The following is a 20,351-nucleotide window of genomic DNA, read 5'->3' as shown; positions in this document are numbered from 1 at the left end:
CACAAGGTTCTGCGCAGGTCCATTTGGGAGCGGGCATGCCCGCGAAAAGGGCGACTCGGTCTTACAGTGTAGACACTCAGCCACTATCCGGGTGCGAGCATCAGGTTCGGTGCCAACCGATGGAAGCCCTCCTCGTCCAGGCGAATGTCCAGTGCCAGGCTGGCCAGGTCATCGGCCAGCGGCTCGGCTGCCGCATCGTTTTCCAGGTAGTTCTGCTTCAGGTAGCACTCGCATTCGGGGCAGCACTCCGCCCGCAGCGGCGCCTTGCCCGGTGCATGGCGGTCATCGTCGAGGCTGGTGTAGCGCAGGTCCTTGCTCGACTCGCAGTACACGCACTTGACCCGCACCACATGCCATTCGCAGGCACACAGCGAGCAGGCCAGGTAGCGCAGGCCATTGTGCTTGCCGCGGTTGCGCACTACCCCGGCCATCGCCGGCGAACCGCAGGCCGGGCACTGGGCCAGGCCGCCGGCGGGCTTGAGCTCGGACGCGGGCAACGCCAGCAGCCAACTGGACCAGGCCGCCTGCAGGGCCGCGCCAATGAACGGCACCAGCGCCGCGGGCACTGCGTCGTACTGGCCGGCGAGCAAGGCAATGCCCCAGCCCTTGCGCTGGCTGTCGTCGCTGCCACGCAGGGCTAGCAACGCCTCACCCAGCGGGCCGCTGGTCTGCGCATTGAAGTGCTCGAGCAAGGCCTGCAACCAGACCAGCCATGGCCCTTCACGGACCAGGCTGTCCGCCGCCAGCGGCGGCAGGCCATGACTTATGCACAGGCGCTGACGCGCCTCGGCTACCGGTATGCAGGTGGGCGGGTTATCCACAAGCTGCTGCTGGACACGGCACAAGCGGGCCACCAGCTTCAGGTATTCGCCAAGGGCATTGCCCTCGGCCAGCTGCTCCAGGCGCGCGGCGCGCAGTTCGAACAGATTGGCGGGGGGCAGGTGCAGAAACGGCGGCATCACCGCCGACGCTTCGATCTGCCCGGGTTCGAGTATCGTGCTCAAGCGCTCATCCTTCTTTTCGTCCGTGATTGCCCGGCGTCTTGTCACCGGTCACTTCGCGGTACCACAACTCATGGTGCTTGCGCGCCCAGGCGCGGCTGACCCAGCCATGCAGCATGGCGCCGATCGAGCCCTTGATCCAGATGCCGGCGTAGATGTGCACGATGATGCTGAGGATCAGCACGAAAGCTGCCAGGGCGTGGAGCAGAGTGGCGAGGCGAATGGCGCCGATATCGAAGTAATGACTGAACCAGGCACGCCAGATCACCACGCCGCTGATCAACAGCACCAGCATGCACAGCAACAGGGTCCAGAACAGCAGCTTCTGACCGGCGTTGTACTTGCCGATCGGTGGCACGCCGTCTTCCCTGTTCAGCATGACCCGATCGATACGCCGCAACCATAGACGATCATTGGCAGTGATGAAGTTCGCGCGCCAGAAACGCAACACCAGGCCGAGGAAGAACACGAACATCGCCACGCCCAGGAACGGATGCAGAATGCGCGTCCACGGCCCACCGCCAAACAGATTGCTGAGCCAGAACAGCGCCGGATGGAACAGCGCCAGCCCCGACAGGCCAGCCAGGATGAACAGGATCGCGACGACCCAGTGGTTGCTGCGCTCGTTGGCGTTGTAGCGCAGGATGGGTTTGTTGTCGTTCATGGCCGCTGCTCCCCTTGCCCACCGGGCTTGGTCGGATCATAGACATGGACCGACGGGTCCACCTGGTGCACGCTTTCATCCGCAGGTGTCGGGTGTTCGTCCTCCTCTACCCGCTGCGGCCCGACCCGCACATAGTGGAAGAACCCGGCCAGCACCGCCGCGCCCATGGCCAGCAGCGCCAGCGGCTTGGTGATGCCCTTCCACAGCCCGACCAGCGGGCTGATCACCGGCTGGTCCGGCAGGCCGGCATACAGCTTCGGCGTGTCGGCATGGTGCAGCACATACATCACGTGGGTGCCACCGACGCCGTCCGGGTCGTACAGCCCGGCATTGTCGTAGCCTCGCGACTTGAGGTCGACAATGCGCTCGGCAGCATGCACCTTCATCTCGTCCTTGCTGCCGAACACGATCGCCCCGGTCGGGCAGGTTTTCACGCAGGCCGGCTCCAGGCCCACCGTCACGCGGTCGGAACACAGGGTGCACTTGTACGCCTTGTGGTCCTTCTGCGAGATGCGCGGGATATTGAACGGGCAGCCGGTGATGCAGTAGCCGCAACCGATGCAGTGGTCCTGGTTGAAGTCGACAATGCCGTTGGCATGCTTGATGATCGCCCCCGGGCTCGGGCAGGCCTTCAGGCAACCTGGCTCGGCGCAGTGCATGCAGCCGTCCTTGCGGATCAGCCACTCCAGGTTGCCGTCGTCGCGCTCATGCTCGGTGAAGCGCATCAGGGTCCAGGTCTCGGCGGTGAGGTCCTGGGGGTTATCGTAGGTGCCGTGGTTGTGGCCGACCTCGTCACGCAGTTCGTTCCACTCCGAACACGCCACCTGACAGGCCTTGCAGCCGATGCACTTGGTGGTGTCGATCAGCTTGGCGACTTCCTGCTGCTGGCGTACCGAAGGCGGTACGGTGGTGGTGGCCGAGCGGGCGATGATGTCTTGGCTGGCCATCAGAGTTTCTCCACTTTGACGAGGAACGACTTGGACTCTGGCGTCTGGGTATTGCCGTCACCCAGGAAAGGCACCAGGGTGTTGGTCAGGTAGCCATGCCGCGTGGCCCCGGTGAAGCCCCAGTGCAGCGGGATGCCGATCTGGTGCACGGTCTGGTTGTTGACCTTGAGCGGGCGAATCCGCTTGGTCACCACCGCCACGGCGTCGATGTGCCCGCGCTTGCTCGACACCCGCACCCGGTCACCGGCCTTGATCCCCTTCTCGTTGGCCAGCACCTCGCCGATTTCGACGAACTGCTCGGGCTGGGCAATGGCGTTGAGGCGGCAATGCTTGCTCCAGAAGTGGAAGTGCTCGGTAAGCCGGTACGTGGTCGCCGCGTACGGGAATTCGTCGTGCTTGCCCAGGGTGTCCCACACCGAGTCGAAGACCCGCCCGGCCGGGTTGCTGGTGGCCTTCTTGTTCTGCGGGTGCAGCGGGTTGATGCCAATCGGCGTCTCGAACGGCTCGTAGTGCTCGGGGAACGGGCCTTCGGCCATCTTGTCGATGGCGAAGAACCGCGCCACGCCCTCGGGGTTCATGATGAACGGGTTCATCCCCGCCTCGGGTGGCGAATCGACCTTGAAGTCGGGCACGTCGGTACCGGTCCAGGCCTTGCCATTCCACCAGACCAGGCGCTTCTTCTCCGGGTCCCACGGCTTGCCTTGCGGGTCGCTGGAAGCACGGTTGTAGAGGATGCGGCGGTTGGCCGGCCAGGCCCAGGCCCAGTTCTGCACCTGGTGCATGCCGTACGGGTCGCTGTTGTCACGGCGAGCCATCTGGTTACCCTGCTCGGTCCAGCTGCCGGCGAAGATCCAGCAGCCGGACGCGGTGCTGCCATCGTCCTTGAGCTGGCCAAAGCCCGCCAGTTGCTGGCCGGCCTTGAGCACTGCGCCAGTCGGGTCGGTAACGTCGGTCACCGCCCAGCCGTTCATTTCCTTGGCCAGCTCCTCCGGGGATGGCTCTTCCGGGATCTTGTATGGCCAGCTGATGTTCATCAGCGGGTCCGGGTAGGCGCCGCCCTCGGCCTGGTAGCGTTGGCGCAGGCGCAGGAACAGCTCGCTCATGATGTGCACGTCGGTGCGGGTCTCGCCCGGGCCATCGGCGCCCTTCCAGTGCCACTGCAACCAGCGGCTGCTGTTGACCAGCGAGCCGTCTTCCTCGGCGAAGCAGGTGGTGGGCAGGCGGATTACTTCGGTCTGGATGTTAGCCGTGTCGACATCGTTGAACGGCCCGGCGTTGCGCCAGAACTCCGAAGTTTCGGTGGCCAGCGGGTCCATGATCACCAGCCACTTGAGCTTGGCCAGGGCGGCGGTGACGCGGTTCTTGTCCGGCAGCGCGGCAATCGGGTTGAAGCCCTGGCACATGTAGCCGTTGACCTTGCCCTGGCTCATCATCTCGAACATGCGCAGCACATCGTAGGCCGGCACATCGAGCTTGGGCAGCCAGTCGTAGCCCCAGTTGTTCTCGGCCGTGGCGTTGGCGCCGTACCAGGCTTTCATCAGGCTGACGTGGAACTTGCCATAGTTCTGCCAGTACGACAGTTGCCCCGGGCGCAGCGGTTTGGAGGCACGTTTGTCAATGTAGGCGGCGTAGTCCTGTTCGGCATCGCCAGCCAGGGTCAGATAACCCGGCAGCGAGTTGGACAGCAGGCCGAGGTCGGTCAGGCCCTGGATGTTGGAGTGCCCGCGCAAGGCGTTGACCCCCCCCCCCGGCATGCCGACGTTGCCCAGCAGCAACTGGACCATGGCCGCACTGCGGATGATCTGTGCGCCGATCGAGTGCTGCGTCCAGCCGAGCGCGTAAAGGATCGTCATGGTCTTGCCCGGTACCGAGCAGGTGGCGATCTCTTCCCAGATCTTCAGCATGGCGTCCTGCGGCATGCCACAGGTCATGCTTGCCAGTTCCGGTGTATAGCGGCTGTAGTGCTGCTTCATCAGCTGGAATACGCAGCGCGGGTGCTGCAGGGTCGGATCGACCTTGGCAAAACCGTCCTCACCCAGCTCGTAACCCCAGCCGGACTTGTCGGCATACACGCGCTTGGCCTCGTCGTAACCGCTGAACAGGCCATCCTCGAAGCCATAGTTCTCTTTGACGATGAACGACACGTCGGTGTAGTTGCGCACGTACTCGTGCTGGATCTTGTCGTTGCTCAGCAGGTAATTGATCAGCCCGCCCATGAAGGCGATGTCGGTACCGGTACGGATCGGTGCGTAGTAATCCGCCACCGAAGCGGTACGGGTAAAGCGCGGGTCGACCACGATCAGCCGCGCCTTGTTGTGCGCCTTGGCCTCGGTCACCCACTTGAAGCCGCACGGATGCGCTTCTGCTGCGTTGCCACCCATCACCAGGACCAGATTCGCGTTGGCGATATCGGACCAGTGGTTGGTCATGGCGCCACGGCCGTACGTCGGGGCAAGACTTGCCACCGTCGGGCCATGTCAGACACGAGCCTGGTTATCGAACCCCAGCATGCCTGTTGCGCGGACGACCTTGTGGGTCAGGTAGCCGGCCTCGCTGGAGGCGGCGGAAGCAGCGAGAAAACCGGTGGTGAGCCAGCGGTTGACCGTTTGCCCCTGGGCGTTCTTTTCGATGAAGTTGGCGTCGCGGTCCTGCTTCATCAGGTCGGCGACGCGATCGAGCGCCTCGTCCCAGCTGACCCGCACCCACTCCTTGCTGCCCGGTTTGCGCACCTCGGGGTACTGCAGGCGGCTCGGGCTGTGGATGAAGTCCAGCAAGCCGGCGCCTTTCGGGCAGAGGGTGCCGCGGTTGACCGGGTGGTCGGCGTCACCTTCGATATGGATGATGTTCTGTTTGACGTTCTTGCCCGCATCGCCCTGGCTGTACATGATCAGGCCGCAGCCGACCGAGCAGTAGGGGCAGGTGTTACGGGTCTCTTTGGTATGCGCCAGCTTGAAGTGACGCACCTGCTCGGCGAATGCGGGTGTCGGGGCCATGCCCAACGCCGCAAGGCTCGAGCCTCCAAGGCCGACGGCGGCGACCTTGAAGAACTGCCGACGGTTCAGGTCCATCGTGCACTCCTGATCAGGTGGTGGACGCACGGAACATGGCCGGCGCCTCTTGGTACTCACGGTGGCGGCCAATTGATGGCCGCCAACAGGTAAGACTAGCCAAGAATCGAGAAGGTGCGATGACATAGGTCAGCACAAGGCGCTGTGATGTCTGATTCGCGGGTGAGCCCGCTCCCACAGGTACTACACATGCCCAAGCCGTCGCGCTTTCCTGTAGGAGCGGGTTCACCCGCGAACACCGGCAACGCCGGTGCCATCCACCCCGACCGGTCAGCAACGCGGCAGGTTGCGTACCACGTTCAGCGCCGCGCTGCTCTGCGCCACCGGCATGATTTCGATGGTATTGATGTTCACATGCGCCGGCTGCTCGGCAATCCAGGCCACCGTGGCCGCGATATCCTCGGGCAGGATGGCCTGCACATCCCGGTACAGGGCCTGCACGGCATCCAGGTCACCGTTCAGGCGCACCACCGAGAAATCGGTGCCCGAGCACAGCCCCGGCTCGATGTTGCTCACCCGCACGCGGGTGCCCGCCAGGTCGGCACGCAGGTTGAGGCTGAACTGGCGGACGAAAGCCTTGCTGGCGCCATACACGTTACCGCCCGGGTAGGGGTAGGTGCCGGCGATCGAGCCAATGTTGATGATCATGCCGCTGTCGGCTTCCACCATCTGCGGCAGGAACTTGTGGGTGACCATGGCCAGGCCGGTGATGTTGGTGTCGATCATCCGCTGCCAGTTTTCAGCGCTGCTGGCCTGGGCACGGTCCACCCCCAGCGCCAGCCCGGCATTATTGACCAGCAGGTCGATCTGCAGCGAAGCATCACGAATCCGCTCGACCGCCATCTCGATTGACACCGGGTCGGTGACATCCAGCGCCAGCGGAATGAAGTTGGCGCCCAGTTCGGCTTCCAGCGCTTGCAGCTTGTCCATGCGCCGGGCGCCACCGATCACGCGGTAGCCTTTGCCGACCAAGGTACGGCAGATGGCGCGACCAAAGCCCGCCGAGGCGCCGGTTACGAATGCGGTTTTCATCAGTTGTTTCCTTGTCGATGAGTCAGGTCAGGTACTTCAAGCCCAGGCTGGTGAACAGGCAAAGCATCGAGAACACCAGCGCCTTGCGTACCACTTCGTTGCCCTTGCGCAGGGCCAGCGCGCTGCCCAGGTGATTACCGAGGATGTTGCAGGCCACCAGCGGCAACGCCAGCAGGTAGACGACCTTGCCGGCAATGACGAAGGCCACCAGGGCGCCGATGTTGGACGCGAAGTTGAAGGTTTTGGAGTTGGCCGAGCTGGAGACCAGGTCCATGCGCAGCAGGTAATGGAAAGCAATGATGAACATGCTGCCGGTACCGGGGCCGAAGAAGCCGTCATAGAAACCGATGGCCAGGCAGGTCAGCGGGACCACGGTGAACAGCATGCGCGATGACAGTTCGCGCTCCTTGACCGGGCGGTCCTTGGGGGTGAGGAAGATGAGGATGCCGAAGGGGATCAGCGCCAGGATGATCTTGCCCACGGTTTCCTGAGAGATTGACACGATCAGGTGTGCCCCCAGGTAGGCACCGAGCAATGCGAACGGCACGCCGACCAGCGCCACCTGCCAGACCATCTTGCTATTGGCCAGGAAGTTGCGAATGGCCGCCAACGTGCCGAGGGTGCTGACCAGTTTTTCCTGGCCGAGGGCCACCTGGGGTGGCATGCCAACCAGCAGAAAGCCCGGCACCAGGAACAGCCCGCCGCCACCGGCAATGCTGTCGACGAAGCCAGCTACGAAGGCAATCGCCCCGAGCATGAGGATCGCCAGCAACCAGTGCTCCGCCCAGAACGCGCCTAACAGCTCCATAACGGTATATCCTTATTCCGGCAGATTGAATCGATGCAATGATTGTATTTACAAAAATAACATCGATTCAATGAATTTCTTGTACACGCCGTGAAACAAGTCCTGTCAAACCGAATAACAATATGATTTAAATGGGTTTTTCTGAAAAAAAGACAGACCGAGGTGCTAAAGCTTAGCCCGTCCAGACTGGCAGCATATGAAGCCAAGCAGGAAATATGATCGATGCAATCATGGTAATTCATGGGCGGAAATCACGATTACGTCCATCAGGCCTTTCGTGCTAGGCTTCCGCGCTCTTGCAGATTCTGGTGCCATTTCCATGTGGGTTCCTCACTACAGCGACCTGGCGCAGCCGGTCTACCTGATGATCGCCGACGCCCTTGAGCAGGACATCGGCAGCGGCCGGCTCGCTGCTGGCGAACGTTTGCCGACGCTCAAGGACTTGGCTGAGTCCTTGAGCGTGACCCCCGGGACCATCGGCCGGGCCTATGACGAAGCCGCCAAGCGTGGCCTGGTGGTGGGCGAAGTCGGTCGAGGTACCTTCGTGCTGCCGCAACCGCAGGTGCCAAATCCTGCCCCTGTCGTCAGGCCCGGGCCTGCGCCGGCCGAGCGTGAGAGCGGCCAGATCGACCTGTCGATCATCAAGCCCAACGATGCCCACATGACCGACTGGCTGCGCGGGGCCATAACCGAGCTGGCCGCGTCGCCCGACCTGACGCAAGTACTCGACTACGTCACGGAAGGCGGCCACGCGACCCACAAGCAGGCCGGCGCTGCCTGGATCCGGCGCCGGCTACCCGAGGCGTGCTGGCAGCAGGTGGTACTGACTTCGGGGGCACAGCACGGTCTACTGGTGGCCATCGCCAGCCTTTCCAAGAGCGACGATGTGGTGCTATGCGAGTCGTTCTGCTACCCGGGCATCATCTCCCTGGCCCACAGCATGGGCCGCCGCCTGCGCGGCGTGGCCATGGACGAGCACGGCCTGATTCCCGAAGCATTGCGCGCGGCGTGCCTGGAGCACCGCCCTTCCCTGCTGGTGTGCGTCGCCACGCACCAGAACCCGACCAACTCGATCATGCCCCACGGCACGGCGCCAGGCCATCGCCGAGATCGCCCGCGAGTTCGACCTGTTTATCGTCGATGACGATATCTACGGTTTCCTCGAGCCCGCACCGGATTACCAACCGCTTGCAGCCTATGCGCCCGAGCGCTCGGTGTATCTGACCAGCCTGTCCAAGAGCGTGCTGCCGGCGCTGCGCATCGGTTACCTGTATGCCCCGCCGCAAACGCTGTCGCGGCTATCGTCGATGGTACGCAGCAGCGTCTGGATGCCATCACCGTTGATGGCGCAACTGGCCAGCAACCTGATCAACAGCGGCATGGCCGACCAGCTAGTGAGGGAACAACAGGAAGAGGCGGCCGCGCGCCAGCAAATGGCCCGGGAGATTCTTGGCAAGTACAGGATCCACAGCCAGCCCAACAGTTTCCACATCTGGCTGGAGTTGCCGCAGCCATGGACCAGCGATGAGTTCGCCAACCTGGCGCGCGACAATGGCGTCACGGTAGTCAGTGGTAGTCAGTTCCTGGCTGAACGCAGTCACGCCACCTGCGGCGTTCGCATCGCCCTGATGGCCCCCAGCCGCCAGGAACTCGGCTTTGCCCTGACCAAGCTGGCCAGCCTGCTGGACTCGCCGGAGCCGCGGTTGTTCTATTGAAGCCAGAAACTGACGCCGTAAAAGCGCCGCCGCCAACAGAGCGAACGCAACCGGCAAACGGCTCGTCGGCCGCCCCTGCTCACCTACCCTCTTAGCGCTGCCGCTGGCCAACAACACACCAAAGAAACAGGTCAGCAAGCCAAGAAACTGCCAAAGCGACAATTCATCACCACCTAGCCAGGCCAGCGGCATAGTAAGCAGGCACCGTGACGTCTGTCAGCACGCGAGGATAAAATTTCCTCGCCCTTCTGGCCTGCCTGCCCCTCAGTTGATTCTTATATTAAAGTTATCACCACCCAGATAACGGAGATGAACTGTTCCAGTAACAACCTGCCCATCAGGCGCGATGAGCTTGTAAATCGTCACCAGAAACTCCTCTCGCCCCATTGCCTTCTTTGAATACAGATAACCACCCAAGGTAAACAGCGCACCGCCAGCCATCATTATCGCCGGCGCGTACATCTGGACATACTGAAACCAGGAGGGGCCGGTTGATCGGTAGTAAGTGATCGTCGACGGGCCGAAAACCAGCGCTCCGATGGCCAGCGCAGCGATGGAAAAACCTAGCAGGAGCAGTAAGCCCCCAGTATAACCGGCGCCCTTTTTACAACCATTACGGTACACCGCGTAACCATCACAGAACCCCGGGACACGATAATCGCCTGACGAAGAATTCAGCTGAATTTCAATTTGATCAAACTCTTCACTTTCTGATTGCATGATCCACCCCCTGAAAAAAGTAGATGCTAAGCAATCGCGACAGCTGATAGTTGACGCAAGAGCAAACTCAGAAATGCCCTACAACAAAAGAGACAATTTATATGAGTATTTTGAGGTTCACGCCATGACCGCTTATTGCGTCATTCCCTCAGGCATAAAAAACCCGGAGCGATTGCTCCGGGTTGCTGGTACAGCGCGATGCCTTACCGTTCGAATCAGAACGGGATATCGTCATCGAAGCTGTCAAAGTCAGCCGCCGGCTGCGGTGCGGGCTGCTGGGGTGCAGGGCGCTGAGGGGCCTGCTGCGGGCGCTGGGCCTGCTGACGTGGCGGAGCCTGATTGTACTGTTGCTGCTGGCCGCCACCGTAGTTGCCGCCACCTTGGTTGTACGGGTCACCGCCCTGCTGCTGGCCCTGCGGACGGCCCCCGAGCAGCTGCATGGTGCCGTTGATGTCGACGATGATCTCGGTGGTGTAGCGCTTGATACCGTCTTTTTCCCATTCGCGGGTCTGCAGCTTGCCTTCGATGTAGCACTGCGAACCCTTGCGCAGGTATTCGCCGGCGATTTCGGCAACCTTGCCGAACAGCGACACACGGTGCCACTCGGTACGCTCGACCTTCTGGCCCGACTGCTTGTCGGTCCACTGCTCGCTGGTAGCCAGGCTCAGGTTGGTCACGGCGTTACCGTTGGGCAGGTAGCGGACTTCGGGATCCTGGCCACAGGTGCCGACCAGAATGACTTTGTTAACCCCACGGGCCATAACGTTCTCCTAGGCTTCGCACGCCGAAGAGGCCGGGTTCACCAGGCGCTCGAGGGTCGTGCGGTCCAAAATTTTCGTATCCAGTTTGATATAGATGGCAGCTTCTTCTGCCACCACGACGGCGTCGGTCACACCCGGCACGGCCATCAGGCGCTCGGTCAGGCCGGCTTCCCGGACTGCCTCTGGCGTCAGCGGCATGCGCAGGCTGGTCACATAGGGCGGCTCGTTCATGCGCAAGGCGACGACCAACCAGATGGCACACAGTACCGCACAACCGAGGAACACCATGTTCAGCCCGCCGTGCTGGAACAACCAGCCACCGAGGATTCCTCCCAGGGCAGCGCCGAGGAACTGGCTGGTGGAATAAACCCCCATGGCCGTTCCCTTGCCACCTGCAGGCGACACCTTGCTGACCAGCGAAGGCAGCGATGCCTCCAGCAGGTTGAATGCAGTAAAGAATACCACGGTGCCGATCACCAGTCCGCGCAAACCGTCAGCCCACTGCCAGAAGAACACCTCCACCAGCAGCAACACACTGACCGCCCCGGCCAGCACGCGTTTCATCTTGCGCTTTTTCTCGCCGTAGATGATGAACGGGACCATTGCAAAAAATGAGATGAACAACGCGGTCAGGTATACCCACCAGTGCTGCTCCTTCGGCAGACCACCGCGCTCGACAAAGGCCAGTGGCAGCGCGACGAAGCTGGCCATGAGGATGGCATGGAGGATGAAGATACCCACGTCCAGGCGCAGAAGGTCCGGATGACGCAGGGTCGGGCCGATAGCCTGGCGCGCCACACCCGACTCACGGTGCTGCAGGATGCTGTGGGTATTGGGCACGACAAAGGCGATCAGCAGGATGCCGACCAGGGCAAGTCCTGCCGTGGCGAGGAACAATCCTGACAAGCCAAAGGCACGAGTCAGCAATGGGCCGACGACCATGGCGACGGCAAACGACAGGCCGATGCTCATGCCGATCATGGCCATGGCCTTGGTCCGGTGCTGCTCGCGGGTGAGATCGGACAGCAGCGCCATCACCGCAGCGGAAATCGCCCCGGCGCCCTGCAGGATACGCCCGGCGATCACCCCCCAGATGGAGTCGGCCTGGGCCGCCAATACACTGCCAAGGGCAAAGATGACCAACCCCAGGTAAATCACCGGCCGGCGGCCGATGCGGTCGGAAATCATCCCGAACGGGATCTGCAATACCGCCTGGGTCAAACCATAGGCACCAATGGCCAGGCCGATCAGCGCAGGCGTGGCGCCGGCCAGGTCCATGCCGTAGGTGGCCAGCACCGGCAAGACCATAAACATGCCCAGCATACGAAAGGCAAAGACCAGGGCCAGGCCGCCAGCGGCGCGGGTTTCGCCGCCACTCATGCGCTCGTTGTGGGTGTCGTGCATGGATTAACCTCGTGTGAACCGGCGGCGATTCTATCAGTCCGACAGCTTGACGGCATCTACGCGACGCTTTGCCGCGTACTGGCAGCGCGCCGTATACTTCCTTGTTTATGCCCGCCGAGCGAGGCCGCAGTGGACAAGATCCTGATTCGTGGGGCACGCACCCACAACCTGAAGAACATCGACCTGACCCTGCCCCGGGACAAGCTGATCGTGATCACCGGCCTGTCCGGTTCCGGCAAGTCGTCCCTGGCGTTCGATACCCTGTATGCCGAAGGCCAGCGTCGCTATGTGGAGTCGCTGTCGGCTTATGCCCGGCAGTTCCTGTCGATGATGGAAAAACCTGACGTCGACACCATCGAAGGCCTGTCGCCGGCCATTTCCATCGAGCAGAAGTCGACCTCGCACAACCCCCGCTCCACGGTCGGCACCATCACCGAAATCTACGACTACCTGCGCCTGCTGTACGCCCGCGTTGGTACCCCACGCTGCCCGGACCACGACATCCCGCTGGAGGCGCAAACGATCAGCCAGATGGTCGACCTGGTGCTTGAGCGCCCGGAAGGCAGCAAGCTGATGCTGCTGGCGCCGGTGGTTCGCGAGCGCAAAGGTGAGCACCTGGCGGTGTTCGACGAGCTGCGCGCCCAGGGCTTCGTGCGCGCCAGGGTCAATGGCAAGCTCTACGAACTCGATGAACTGCCCAAGCTGGACAAGCAAAAAAAGCACAGCATCGATGTGGTGGTGGACCGCTTCAAAGTTCGCGCCGACCTGCAACAGCGCCTGGCCGAATCGTTCGAGACGGCGCTCAAGCTGGCCGACGGCATCGCCCTGGTGGCGCCGATGGACGACGAACCCGGCGAAGAGACGATCTTCTCCGCGCGCTTCGCCTGCCCGGTCTGTGGCCATGCCATCAGCGAGCTGGAGCCGAAGCTGTTCTCCTTCAACAACCCGGCCGGCGCCTGCCCGACCTGCGATGGCCTGGGGGTGAAGCAGTTCTTCGACACCAAACGCCTGGTCAATGCCGAGCTCACCTTGGCCGAAGGCGCGATCCGTGGTTGGGACCGGCGCAACGTGTACTACTTCCAGATGCTCGGTTCGCTGGCCGCGCACTACGGCTTCAGCCTGGAGGAACCGTTCGGCGAACTCTCGGCCGAGCACCAGAAGGTGATCCTGCAGGGCAGCGGCAAACAGAGTGTCGACTTCAAATACCTCAACGACCGTGGTGACATCGTCAAGCGCTCGCACCCGTTCGAAGGCATCGTGCCGAACCTCGAACGCCGCTACCGCGAGACCGAGTCGGCCACCGTGCGTGAAGAACTGGCCAAGTTCCTCGGTACCCAGCCCTGCCCGGATTGCCGTGGCACCCGCCTGCGGCGTGAGGCACGGCATGTATGGGTGGGCGAGAAGACCTTGCCGGCAGTGACCAACCTGCCGATCGGTGAAGCCAGCAACTACTTCGGCAAGCTGACCCTGACCGGTCGCCGCGGCGAAATTGCAGCGAAGATCCTCAAGGAAATCTGCGAGCGCCTGCAGTTCCTGGTCAACGTCGGTCTCGACTATCTCACCCTCGACCGCAGCGCCGATACCCTGTCCGGTGGCGAAGCGCAGCGTATCCGCCTGGCCAGCCAGATCGGCGCGGGCCTGGTGGGGGTGATGTACATCCTCGATGAACCCTCCATCGGCCTTCATCAGCGTGACAACGACCGCCTGCTGGCCACCCTCAACCACCTGCGCGACCTGGGCAACACGGTGATCGTCGTGGAACACGACGAGGACGCCATTCGCCTGGCCGACTACGTGGTGGACATTGGCCCGGGGGCCGGCGTGCACGGCGGGCAGATCGTCGCCGAGGGCTCGCCGCAGGAGGTCATGGACCACCCCGACTCGCTGACTGGCAAGTACCTTTCCGGGCGCAAGAAGATCGTCGTACCGGCCAAGCGCACGCCGCGCAACAAAAAGCTTCAACTCAAGCTCAAGGGCGCGCGTGGCAACAACCTGCAAAACGTCGACCTGGAAATCCCGATCGGCCTGCTGACCTGCGTGACCGGGGTTTCCGGCTCGGGCAAGTCGACGCTGATCAACAACACCCTGTTCCCGCTGGCCGCTACTGCACTGAATGGCGCAAGCAGCCTGGAAGCGGCACCGCATGCCAGCATGGATGGCTTGCAGCATCTGGACAAGGTAGTGGATATCGACCAGAGCCCGATCGGCCGCACCCCTCGCTCGAACCCGGCGACCTACACCGGCATCTTCACGCCTATTCGCGAGCTGTTCTCCGGTGTGCCGGAATCGCGTTCGCGTGGCTACGGCCCGGGGCGCTTCTCGTTCAACGTCAAGGGTGGCCGTTGCGAGGCCTGCCAGGGCGATGGCCTGATCAAGGTGGAGATGCACTTCCTGCCGGACATCTATGTGCCGTGCGACGTGTGCAAGAGCAAGCGCTACAACCGCGAAACCCTGGAGATCAAGTACAAGGGCAAGAACATCCACGAGGTGCTGGAGATGACCATCGAGGATGCCCGCGAGTTCTTCGATGCGGTGCCGGCGCTGGCGCGCAAGCTGCAGACGCTGATGGATGTGGGGCTGTCATATATCAAGCTGGGGCAGTCGGCGACCACGCTGTCGGGCGGCGAAGCACAGCGGGTGAAGCTGTCGCGGGAACTGTCCAAGCGTGACACCGGCAAGACCTTGTACATCCTCGACGAGCCGACCACTGGCCTGCACTTTGCCGATATCCAGCAGTTACTGGACGTACTGCATCGGCTGCGTGACCACGGCAATACCGTGGTGGTGATCGAGCACAACCTGGATGTGATCAAGACCGCGGACTGGCTGGTGGATCTGGGGCCGGAGGGTGGCTCGAAAGGCGGGCAGATCATTGCCTGCGGTACGCCGGAAGAACTGAGTACGATGAAACAGTCGTATACCGGGCACTACCTGAAACCGCTGCTGGAGCGGGATCGGGCGTAAGGCCCTGGGGGCGCTTTGCGCCCCTGTCCGACCGGTACGGCGCCCCGGCAAGGCCGCTCCTACAGGCGATCGCGTCAACCTTGGGCTTGCGCGATCGCCTGTAGGAGCGGCCTTGCCGGGGCGCCGTACCGGTCGGATAGGGCTGCAAGGCAGCCCCAGGCTTTTACATCTGCGACTGCAGGTAATTCTCGAGGCCAATGGCCTTGATCAGCCCCTGCTGCTTCTCCAGCCAGTAGGTGTGATCCTCTTCGGTATCAGCCAGCTGGGCGCGCAAGATGTCGCGGCTGACGTAGTCCTTGTGCAGCTCGCACAGTTCAATGCCCTTGCACAGCGCTCCGCGCACCTTGTATTCGAGCTTGAGATCAGCCTCGATCATTTCCGGCACGGTGCTGCCGACCTCCAGATCGTCCGCACGCATGTCGGGAGTACCTTCAAGCATGAGGATGCGACGCATCAGGGCATCGGCGTGCTGCGTTTCTTCTTCCATCTCATGGTTGATGCGCTCGTAGAGCTTGGACAGGCCCCAGTCTTCGTACATGCGCGAGTGAATGAAGTACTGGTCGCGTGCCGCCAGTTCGCCCTTCAGCAGCGTGACGAGGTAGTTGATTACGTCCGGGTGGCCTTGCATCGCCCTGCTTCTCCATGTGAAAACGTCTATGCCACATAGTGTGAACCAGCTTTTGCCCGCGGTCACTGAAAAACGCGCAATTTGAAGCAAAAAATCGGTTAAACAGTAGTGATATTCATTGAAAAACCGCCCAAATGAGGGCGGTTCTTCTTATCACTTCGACTTAAGCCAGGTTGATGCCCAAGGCCTTGGCAACCCCTTCGCCGTAGGCCGGATCGGCCTTGAAGAAGTATTGCAGCTGGCGCAGGACCACGTCTTCGCTGACGCCTGCCATGGTGCCGGCAATGTTGTTGATCAGCAGGGCTTTCTGCTCATCGTTCATGAGGCGGAACAGTGCACCGGCGTGGCTGTAGTAGTCGGTGTCTTCGCGGTGATTGTAGCGGTCAGCCGAACCGTTCAGCGCCAGTGCAGGCTCGGCATGACGCGGCGACTGCTTCGGTGCATCGCTGTAGCTGTTGGGCTCATAGTTCGGGGCGCTGCCGTAACTGCCAGTGGCCATGGAACCATCACGCTGATAGCTGTTAACCGGGCAACGTGGCGCGTTCACCGGCAGTTGCTGGTGGTTGGTGCCCACCCGGTAGCGGTGCGCGTCAGCATAGGCGAATACCCGGCCTTGCAGCATGCGGTCCGGCGACAGGCCAACACCCGGCACCATGTTGCTCGGACCAAAGGCAGCCTGCTCGACTTCGGCAAAGTAGTTGAGCGGGTTCCGGTTGAGCTCCAGCACACCCACCTCGATCAACGGGTAGTCCTTCTGCGACCAGGTCTTGGTCACGTCAAAAGGGTTTTCGTCGCGGCTGGCTGCCTCGGCTTCGCTCATCACCTGGATGCATACGGTCCAGCGCGGGTAATCGCCTCGCTCGATGGCTTCGAACAGGTCGCGCTGGGCGTAGTCCGGGTCAGTACCAGCCAGACGCGCAGCATCTGCCGGCGCGAGGTTCTTGATGCCTTGCTGGGTCTTGAAGTGCCATTTGACCCAGGTGCGCTCACCCTCGGCGTTGATCAGGCTATAGGTGTGGCTGCCGAAGCCGTGCATGTGGCGGTAGCCGTCCGGGATGCCACGGTCGGAGAACAGGATGGTGACCTGGTGCAGCGCCTCGGGGGAGTGCGACCAGAAGTCCCACATCATCTGGGCATTCTTCAGGTTGGATTGCGGATGCCGCTTCTGGGTGTGGATAAAGTCCGGGAACTTCAGCGGGTCGCGAATGAAGAACACCGGCGTGTTGTTGCCGACGATGTCCCAGTTGCCTTCCTCGGTGTAGAACTTCACGGCAAAACCGCGCGGGTCGCGCTCGGTGTCCGCAGAGCCACGCTCACCACCAACAGTGGAGAAGCGCAGGAAGGTCTCGGTCTGCTTGCCAATCTGTTCAAACAGCTTGGCACTGGTGTAGGCGGTGATATCGCGGGTAACGGTAAAGGTGCCATAGGCGCCCGAGCCCTTTGCGTGCACGCGACGCTCAGGAATGTTCTCACGGTTGAAATGGGCAAGCTTCTCGATCAAGTGGAAGTCGTCGAGTAGCAACGGGCCGCGTGGGCCGGCGGAACGGGAATTCTGGTTATCGGCTACGGGTGCACCGCTGGCGGTGGTGAGAATCTTGCTCATGGGCTCTCCATACGGTCTTCAAATGCCGGCTTGCCGGCTGTGGAGAGAGTATTGACGAGCAAGGCTACAGGTACAAATTCATTACCTGACTTGTATCAATAGAAATAAACAATACATACAGAAACAAAAAACCGGGCACTAGGCCCGGTTCTTTGCAGCAGACAGAACGTCTTACTCAGCAGCTTCTACAGCACCGCCGACAGGACGATCAACCAGCTCGACGTACGCCATAGGCGCGTTGTCGCCAGCGCGGAAACCGCACTTCAGGATGCGCAGGTAGCCGCCCTGACGGGTGGCGTAACGCTTGCCCAGGTCGTTGAACAGCTTACCAACGGCGGATTTCGAACGGGTACGGTCGAAAGCCAGACGACGGTTAGCTACGCTGTCTTCCTTGGCCAGGGTGATCAGCGGCTCGGCAACGCGGCGCAGTTCCTTGGCTTTCGGCAGGGTGGTTTTGATCAGCTCGTGCTCAATCAGCGACACTGCCATGTTCTGGAACATAGCCTTGCGGTGAGAGCTGGTACGGCTCAGGTGACGTCCACTTTTACGATGACGCATGATTCATTCCTTACCAAACACTACGTTCGGTGATTACGACGATCAGGCGGTCGCCTTGTCGTCTTTCTTAAGACTTGCAGGCGGCCAGTTGTCGAGGCGCATGCCGAGAGACAGACCACGAGAGGCCAGGACGTCCTTGATTTCAGTCAGGGACTTCTTGCCCAGGTTAGGAGTCTTCAACAGCTCTACTTCGGTACGCTGAATCAGGTCGCCGATGTAGTAGATGTTCTCCGCCTTGAGGCAGTTGGCCGAACGTACAGTCAGTTCCAGGTCGTCAACCGGACGCAGCAGGATCGGATCGATCTCGTCTTCCTGCTCGACTACGACAGGCTCGCTGTCACCCTTGAGGTCGACGAACGCGGCCAGCTGCTGTTGCAGGATGGTCGCAGCGCGGCGGATAGCCTCTTCAGGATCCAGGGTGCCGTTGGTTTCCAGATCAATGACCAGCTTGTCCAGGTTGGTACGCTGTTCAACACGGGCGTTTTCGACCACATAGGCGATACGACGCACCGGGCTGAACGAAGCGTCCAACTGCAGACGGCCAATGCTACGGCTTTCGTCTTCGTCGGTCTGACGGGAGTCGGCCGGCTCGTAACCACGACCACGAGCTACAGTGAGCTTCATGTTCAGGGCGCCGTTCGACGCCAGGTTCGCGATTACGTGATCGGGGTTGACGATCTCGACATCGTGATCCAGCTGAATATCGGCAGCGGTAACCACCCCCGAACCCTTTCTTCGACAAGGTCAGCGTAACTTCGTCACGACCGTGCAGTTTGATAGCCAGGCCTTTCAGGTTCAACAGGATTTCAATTACGTCTTCCTGAACACCTTCGATCGCGGAGTACTCATGGAGTACGCCGTCGATCTCGGCCTCGACTACTGCACAGCCAGGCATGGAGGACAACAGGATGCGGCGCAGCGCGTTGCCCAGGGTATGGCCGAAGCCACGCTCGAGAGGCTCGAGCGTGATCTTGGCGCGGGTCGGACTGACTACCTGCACATCAATGTGGCGGGGAGTCAGGAACTCATTTACCGAAATCTGCATGGATGCACCTATTTTCTAGCCCTTACTTGGAGTAGAGCTCGACAATCAGGTTCTCGTTGATGTCGGCAGACAGGTCGCTGCGAGCAGGAACGTTCTTGAAAACGCCCGACTTTTTAGCAGCATCCACGTCAACCCACTCAACGCGGCCACGCTGGGCGCACAGTTCAAGGGCTTGAACAATGCGCAGCTGGTTCAGCGACTTCTCGCGAACCGCGACCACGTCACCCGGACGAACTTGGTAGGATGGAATGTTTACAGTCTTACCGTTGACGCTGATCGCTTTGTGCGAAACCAGCTGACGGGACTCGGAACGAGTCGAGCCGAAGCCCATACGGTAGACGACGTTATCCAGACGGCACTCGAGCAGTTGCAGCAGGTTTTCACCGGTTGCGCCTTTTTTCGAGGCTGCAGCCTGGTAGTAACCGCGGAACTGACGCTCCAGAACACCGTAGATACGACGAACTTTTTGCTTCTCGCGCAGCTGGGTACCGTAGTCGGACTGACGGCCACGGCGCTGGCCGTGGATACCTGGGGCTGCTTCGATGTTGCACTTCGATTCCAGAGCGCGAACGCCGCTCTTCAGGAACAGGTCAGTGCCTTCACGACGAGACAGTTTGCATTTTGGACCAATGTAACGTGCCATTTATCTGTCTCCTGATTACACGCGACGCTTCTTCGGCGGACGGCACCCGTTGTGCGGGATTGGCGTCACGTCGGTGATGCTGGCGATCTTGTAGCCGCAGCTGTTCAGTGCACGAACGGCGGACTCACGACCTGGACCTGGACCCTTGACGTTTACGTCGAGGTTCTTCAGACCGTATTCCAGCGCAGCTTGACCAGCACGCTCAGCAGCGATCTGGGCTGCGAACGGGGTGGATTTGCGCGAACCACGGAAACCCGAACCACCGGAGGTCGCCCAGGACAAAGCATTGCCCTGACGGTCGGTGATGGTCACGATGGTGTTGTTGAAAGAGGCATGGATGTGGGCGATGCCATCAACCACTGTCTTTTTGACTTTCTTACGAGGACGAGCAGCAGGTTTTGCCATGTCTATATTCCTGGGCGATTACTTGCGGATCGGCTTACGCGGGCCCTTACGGGTGCGTGCGTTGGTCTTGGTGCGCTGACCGCGAACCGGCAGACCTTTACGATGACGCAGGCCGCGGTAGCAACCCAGGTCCATCAAGCGCTTGATCTTCATGTTGATGTCACGACGCAGGTCACCTTCGGTGGTGAACTTCGCGACTTCGCCACGCAGGGTTTCGATTTGCTCGTCGCTCAGATCCTTGATCTTAGCGGCTGGGTTTACACCAGCGTCTGCACAGATCTTCTGTGCAGTAGTGCGACCGACACCATAGATGTAGGTCAGCGAGATAACAGCATGCTTGTTATCTGGAATGTTGACGCCTGCAATACGGGCCATTCAGTGGGAC

Annotated in this window: 16 protein-coding genes and 2 pseudogenes; 2 read left to right on the top strand and 16 right to left on the bottom strand. The window is 61.4% G+C overall.

The annotated features are described in order from the left end of the window. Positions 1 to 83 precede the first annotated feature (83 nt). The 6 genes from fdhE to QIY50_13220 all read right to left on the bottom strand — a co-directional run bounded on the left by fdhE (position 84) and on the right by QIY50_13220 (position 7,520). A complete protein-coding gene (fdhE, locus tag QIY50_13245) occupies positions 84 to 1,004 on the bottom strand; it encodes a formate dehydrogenase accessory protein FdhE (protein WGV18466.1) in 921 nt (306 codons plus the stop codon). 4 nt (positions 1,005 to 1,008) lie between these two features. Next, positions 1,009 to 1,665 carry a formate dehydrogenase subunit gamma gene (locus QIY50_13240; protein WGV18465.1) on the bottom strand — a complete coding sequence of 219 codons (657 nt, stop codon included), beginning with the start codon at positions 1,663 to 1,665 and terminating at the stop codon, positions 1,009 to 1,011. Continuing rightward, positions 1,662 to 2,612 (bottom strand): formate dehydrogenase subunit beta, encoded by a 951-nt coding sequence (gene fdxH, locus QIY50_13235; protein WGV18464.1) that lies wholly within the window; start codon positions 2,610 to 2,612, stop codon positions 1,662 to 1,664. The genes QIY50_13240 and fdxH overlap by 4 nt, the downstream gene beginning before the upstream one ends. After that, positions 2,612 to 5,680 carry a formate dehydrogenase-N subunit alpha gene (gene fdnG / locus QIY50_13230; protein ID WGV18463.1) on the bottom strand — a complete coding sequence of 1,023 codons (3,069 nt, stop codon included), beginning with the start codon at positions 5,678 to 5,680 and terminating at the stop codon, positions 2,612 to 2,614. The genes fdxH and fdnG overlap by 1 nt, the downstream gene beginning before the upstream one ends. 270 nt (positions 5,681 to 5,950) lie before the next feature. Next, positions 5,951 to 6,712, bottom strand: a complete 762-nt coding sequence (locus QIY50_13225) for an SDR family NAD(P)-dependent oxidoreductase (protein ID WGV18462.1) — start codon at positions 6,710 to 6,712, stop codon at positions 5,951 to 5,953. A 22-nt stretch (positions 6,713 to 6,734) separates the two neighbouring features. Beyond that, positions 6,735 to 7,520, bottom strand: a complete 786-nt coding sequence (locus QIY50_13220; protein WGV18461.1) for a TSUP family transporter — start codon at positions 7,518 to 7,520, stop codon at positions 6,735 to 6,737. 319 nt (positions 7,521 to 7,839) lie between these two features. Between QIY50_13220 and QIY50_13215 the strand changes: the two are divergent. Beyond that, positions 7,840 to 9,235: pseudogene (locus QIY50_13215) on the top strand (PLP-dependent aminotransferase family protein). 264 nt (positions 9,236 to 9,499) lie between these two features. Here QIY50_13215 and QIY50_13210 read toward each other — a convergent pair. From QIY50_13210 to QIY50_13200, 3 genes are all read right to left on the bottom strand, one after another. After that, positions 9,500 to 9,955 (bottom strand): hypothetical protein, encoded by a 456-nt coding sequence (locus QIY50_13210; GenBank protein WGV18460.1) that lies wholly within the window; start codon positions 9,953 to 9,955, stop codon positions 9,500 to 9,502. Between the two features lie 215 nt (positions 9,956 to 10,170). Next, positions 10,171 to 10,716, bottom strand: coding sequence for a single-stranded DNA-binding protein (locus tag QIY50_13205; protein WGV18459.1), 546 nt, complete (start codon positions 10,714 to 10,716; stop codon positions 10,171 to 10,173). A gap of 9 nt (positions 10,717 to 10,725) precedes the next feature. Next, positions 10,726 to 12,120: an MFS transporter gene (locus tag QIY50_13200; GenBank protein WGV18458.1), complete on the bottom strand. Its 1,395-nt coding sequence runs from the start codon at positions 12,118 to 12,120 to the stop codon at positions 10,726 to 10,728. A gap of 129 nt (positions 12,121 to 12,249) precedes the next feature. Between QIY50_13200 and uvrA the strand changes: the two genes are divergently transcribed. Continuing rightward, positions 12,250 to 15,084, top strand: coding sequence for an excinuclease ABC subunit UvrA (gene uvrA, locus QIY50_13195; protein ID WGV18457.1), 2,835 nt, complete (start codon positions 12,250 to 12,252; stop codon positions 15,082 to 15,084). Between the two features lie 163 nt (positions 15,085 to 15,247). Here the strand turns inward: uvrA and bfr are convergent, their stop codons facing one another. From bfr to rpsM, 7 genes and pseudogenes are all read right to left on the bottom strand, one after another. Beyond that, entirely contained in the window at positions 15,248 to 15,712 is a 465-nt protein-coding gene (gene bfr, locus QIY50_13190; protein WGV18456.1) for a bacterioferritin, read from the bottom strand. Between the two features lie 163 nt (positions 15,713 to 15,875). After that, positions 15,876 to 17,315, bottom strand: a complete 1,440-nt coding sequence (locus QIY50_13185; GenBank protein ID WGV18455.1) for a catalase — start codon at positions 17,313 to 17,315, stop codon at positions 15,876 to 15,878. 171 nt (positions 17,316 to 17,486) lie between these two features. Further along, a complete protein-coding gene (rplQ, locus tag QIY50_13180) occupies positions 17,487 to 17,873 on the bottom strand; it encodes a 50S ribosomal protein L17 (GenBank protein WGV18454.1) in 387 nt (128 codons plus the stop codon). Between the two features lie 42 nt (positions 17,874 to 17,915). After that, positions 17,916 to 18,918 (bottom strand): annotated as a pseudogene (rpoA, locus tag QIY50_13175) (DNA-directed RNA polymerase subunit alpha). A 22-nt stretch (positions 18,919 to 18,940) separates the two neighbouring features. Then, positions 18,941 to 19,561, bottom strand: coding sequence for a 30S ribosomal protein S4 (rpsD, locus tag QIY50_13170; protein WGV18453.1), 621 nt, complete (start codon positions 19,559 to 19,561; stop codon positions 18,941 to 18,943). 15 nt (positions 19,562 to 19,576) lie between these two features. After that, positions 19,577 to 19,966, bottom strand: coding sequence for a 30S ribosomal protein S11 (gene rpsK / locus QIY50_13165; GenBank protein WGV18452.1), 390 nt, complete (start codon positions 19,964 to 19,966; stop codon positions 19,577 to 19,579). Positions 19,967 to 19,984: 18 nt separating this feature from the next. Continuing rightward, the gene (gene rpsM / locus QIY50_13160) at positions 19,985 to 20,341 is read right to left on the bottom strand and encodes a 30S ribosomal protein S13 (GenBank protein WGV18451.1); all 357 of its coding nucleotides are present in this window, start codon (positions 20,339 to 20,341) and stop codon (positions 19,985 to 19,987) included. Between the last annotated feature and the right edge of the window lie 10 nt (positions 20,342 to 20,351).

Origin of the sequence: Pseudomonas putida (assembly GCA_029953615.1) — a bacterium.
GTDB lineage: Bacteria > Pseudomonadota > Gammaproteobacteria > Pseudomonadales > Pseudomonadaceae > Aquipseudomonas.
Note: the sequence above shows the minus strand (reverse complement) of the source record. Positions and strands in the feature narration are given on the sequence as shown.

Bases quoted from the DNA above. Each gene is read 5' to 3' on its own strand.
- QIY50_13200 (WGV18458.1), bottom strand. From the start codon at position 12,120: ATGCACGACACCCACAACGAGCGCATGAGTGGCGGCGAAACCCGCGCC.
- QIY50_13185 (WGV18455.1), bottom strand. From the start codon at position 17,315: ATGAGCAAGATTCTCACCACCGCCAGCGGTGCACCCGTAGCCGATAAC.
- rpsD (WGV18453.1), bottom strand. From the start codon at position 19,561: ATGGCACGTTACATTGGTCCAAAATGCAAACTGTCTCGTCGTGAAGGC.
- QIY50_13220 (WGV18461.1), bottom strand. From the start codon at position 7,520: ATGGAGCTGTTAGGCGCGTTCTGGGCGGAGCACTGGTTGCTGGCGATC.
- bfr (WGV18456.1), bottom strand. From the start codon at position 15,712: ATGCAAGGCCACCCGGACGTAATCAACTACCTCGTCACGCTGCTGAAG.
- rpsM (WGV18451.1), bottom strand. From the start codon at position 20,341: ATGGCCCGTATTGCAGGCGTCAACATTCCAGATAACAAGCATGCTGTT.
- fdxH (WGV18464.1), bottom strand. From the start codon at position 2,612: ATGGCCAGCCAAGACATCATCGCCCGCTCGGCCACCACCACCGTACCG.
- QIY50_13210 (WGV18460.1), bottom strand. From the start codon at position 9,955: ATGCAATCAGAAAGTGAAGAGTTTGATCAAATTGAAATTCAGCTGAAT.
- QIY50_13225 (WGV18462.1), bottom strand. From the start codon at position 6,712: ATGAAAACCGCATTCGTAACCGGCGCCTCGGCGGGCTTTGGTCGCGCC.
- QIY50_13205 (WGV18459.1), bottom strand. From the start codon at position 10,716: ATGGCCCGTGGGGTTAACAAAGTCATTCTGGTCGGCACCTGTGGCCAG.
- rplQ (WGV18454.1), bottom strand. From the start codon at position 17,873: ATGCGTCATCGTAAAAGTGGACGTCACCTGAGCCGTACCAGCTCTCAC.
- QIY50_13240 (WGV18465.1), bottom strand. From the start codon at position 1,665: ATGAACGACAACAAACCCATCCTGCGCTACAACGCCAACGAGCGCAGC.
- rpsK (WGV18452.1), bottom strand. From the start codon at position 19,966: ATGGCAAAACCTGCTGCTCGTCCTCGTAAGAAAGTCAAAAAGACAGTG.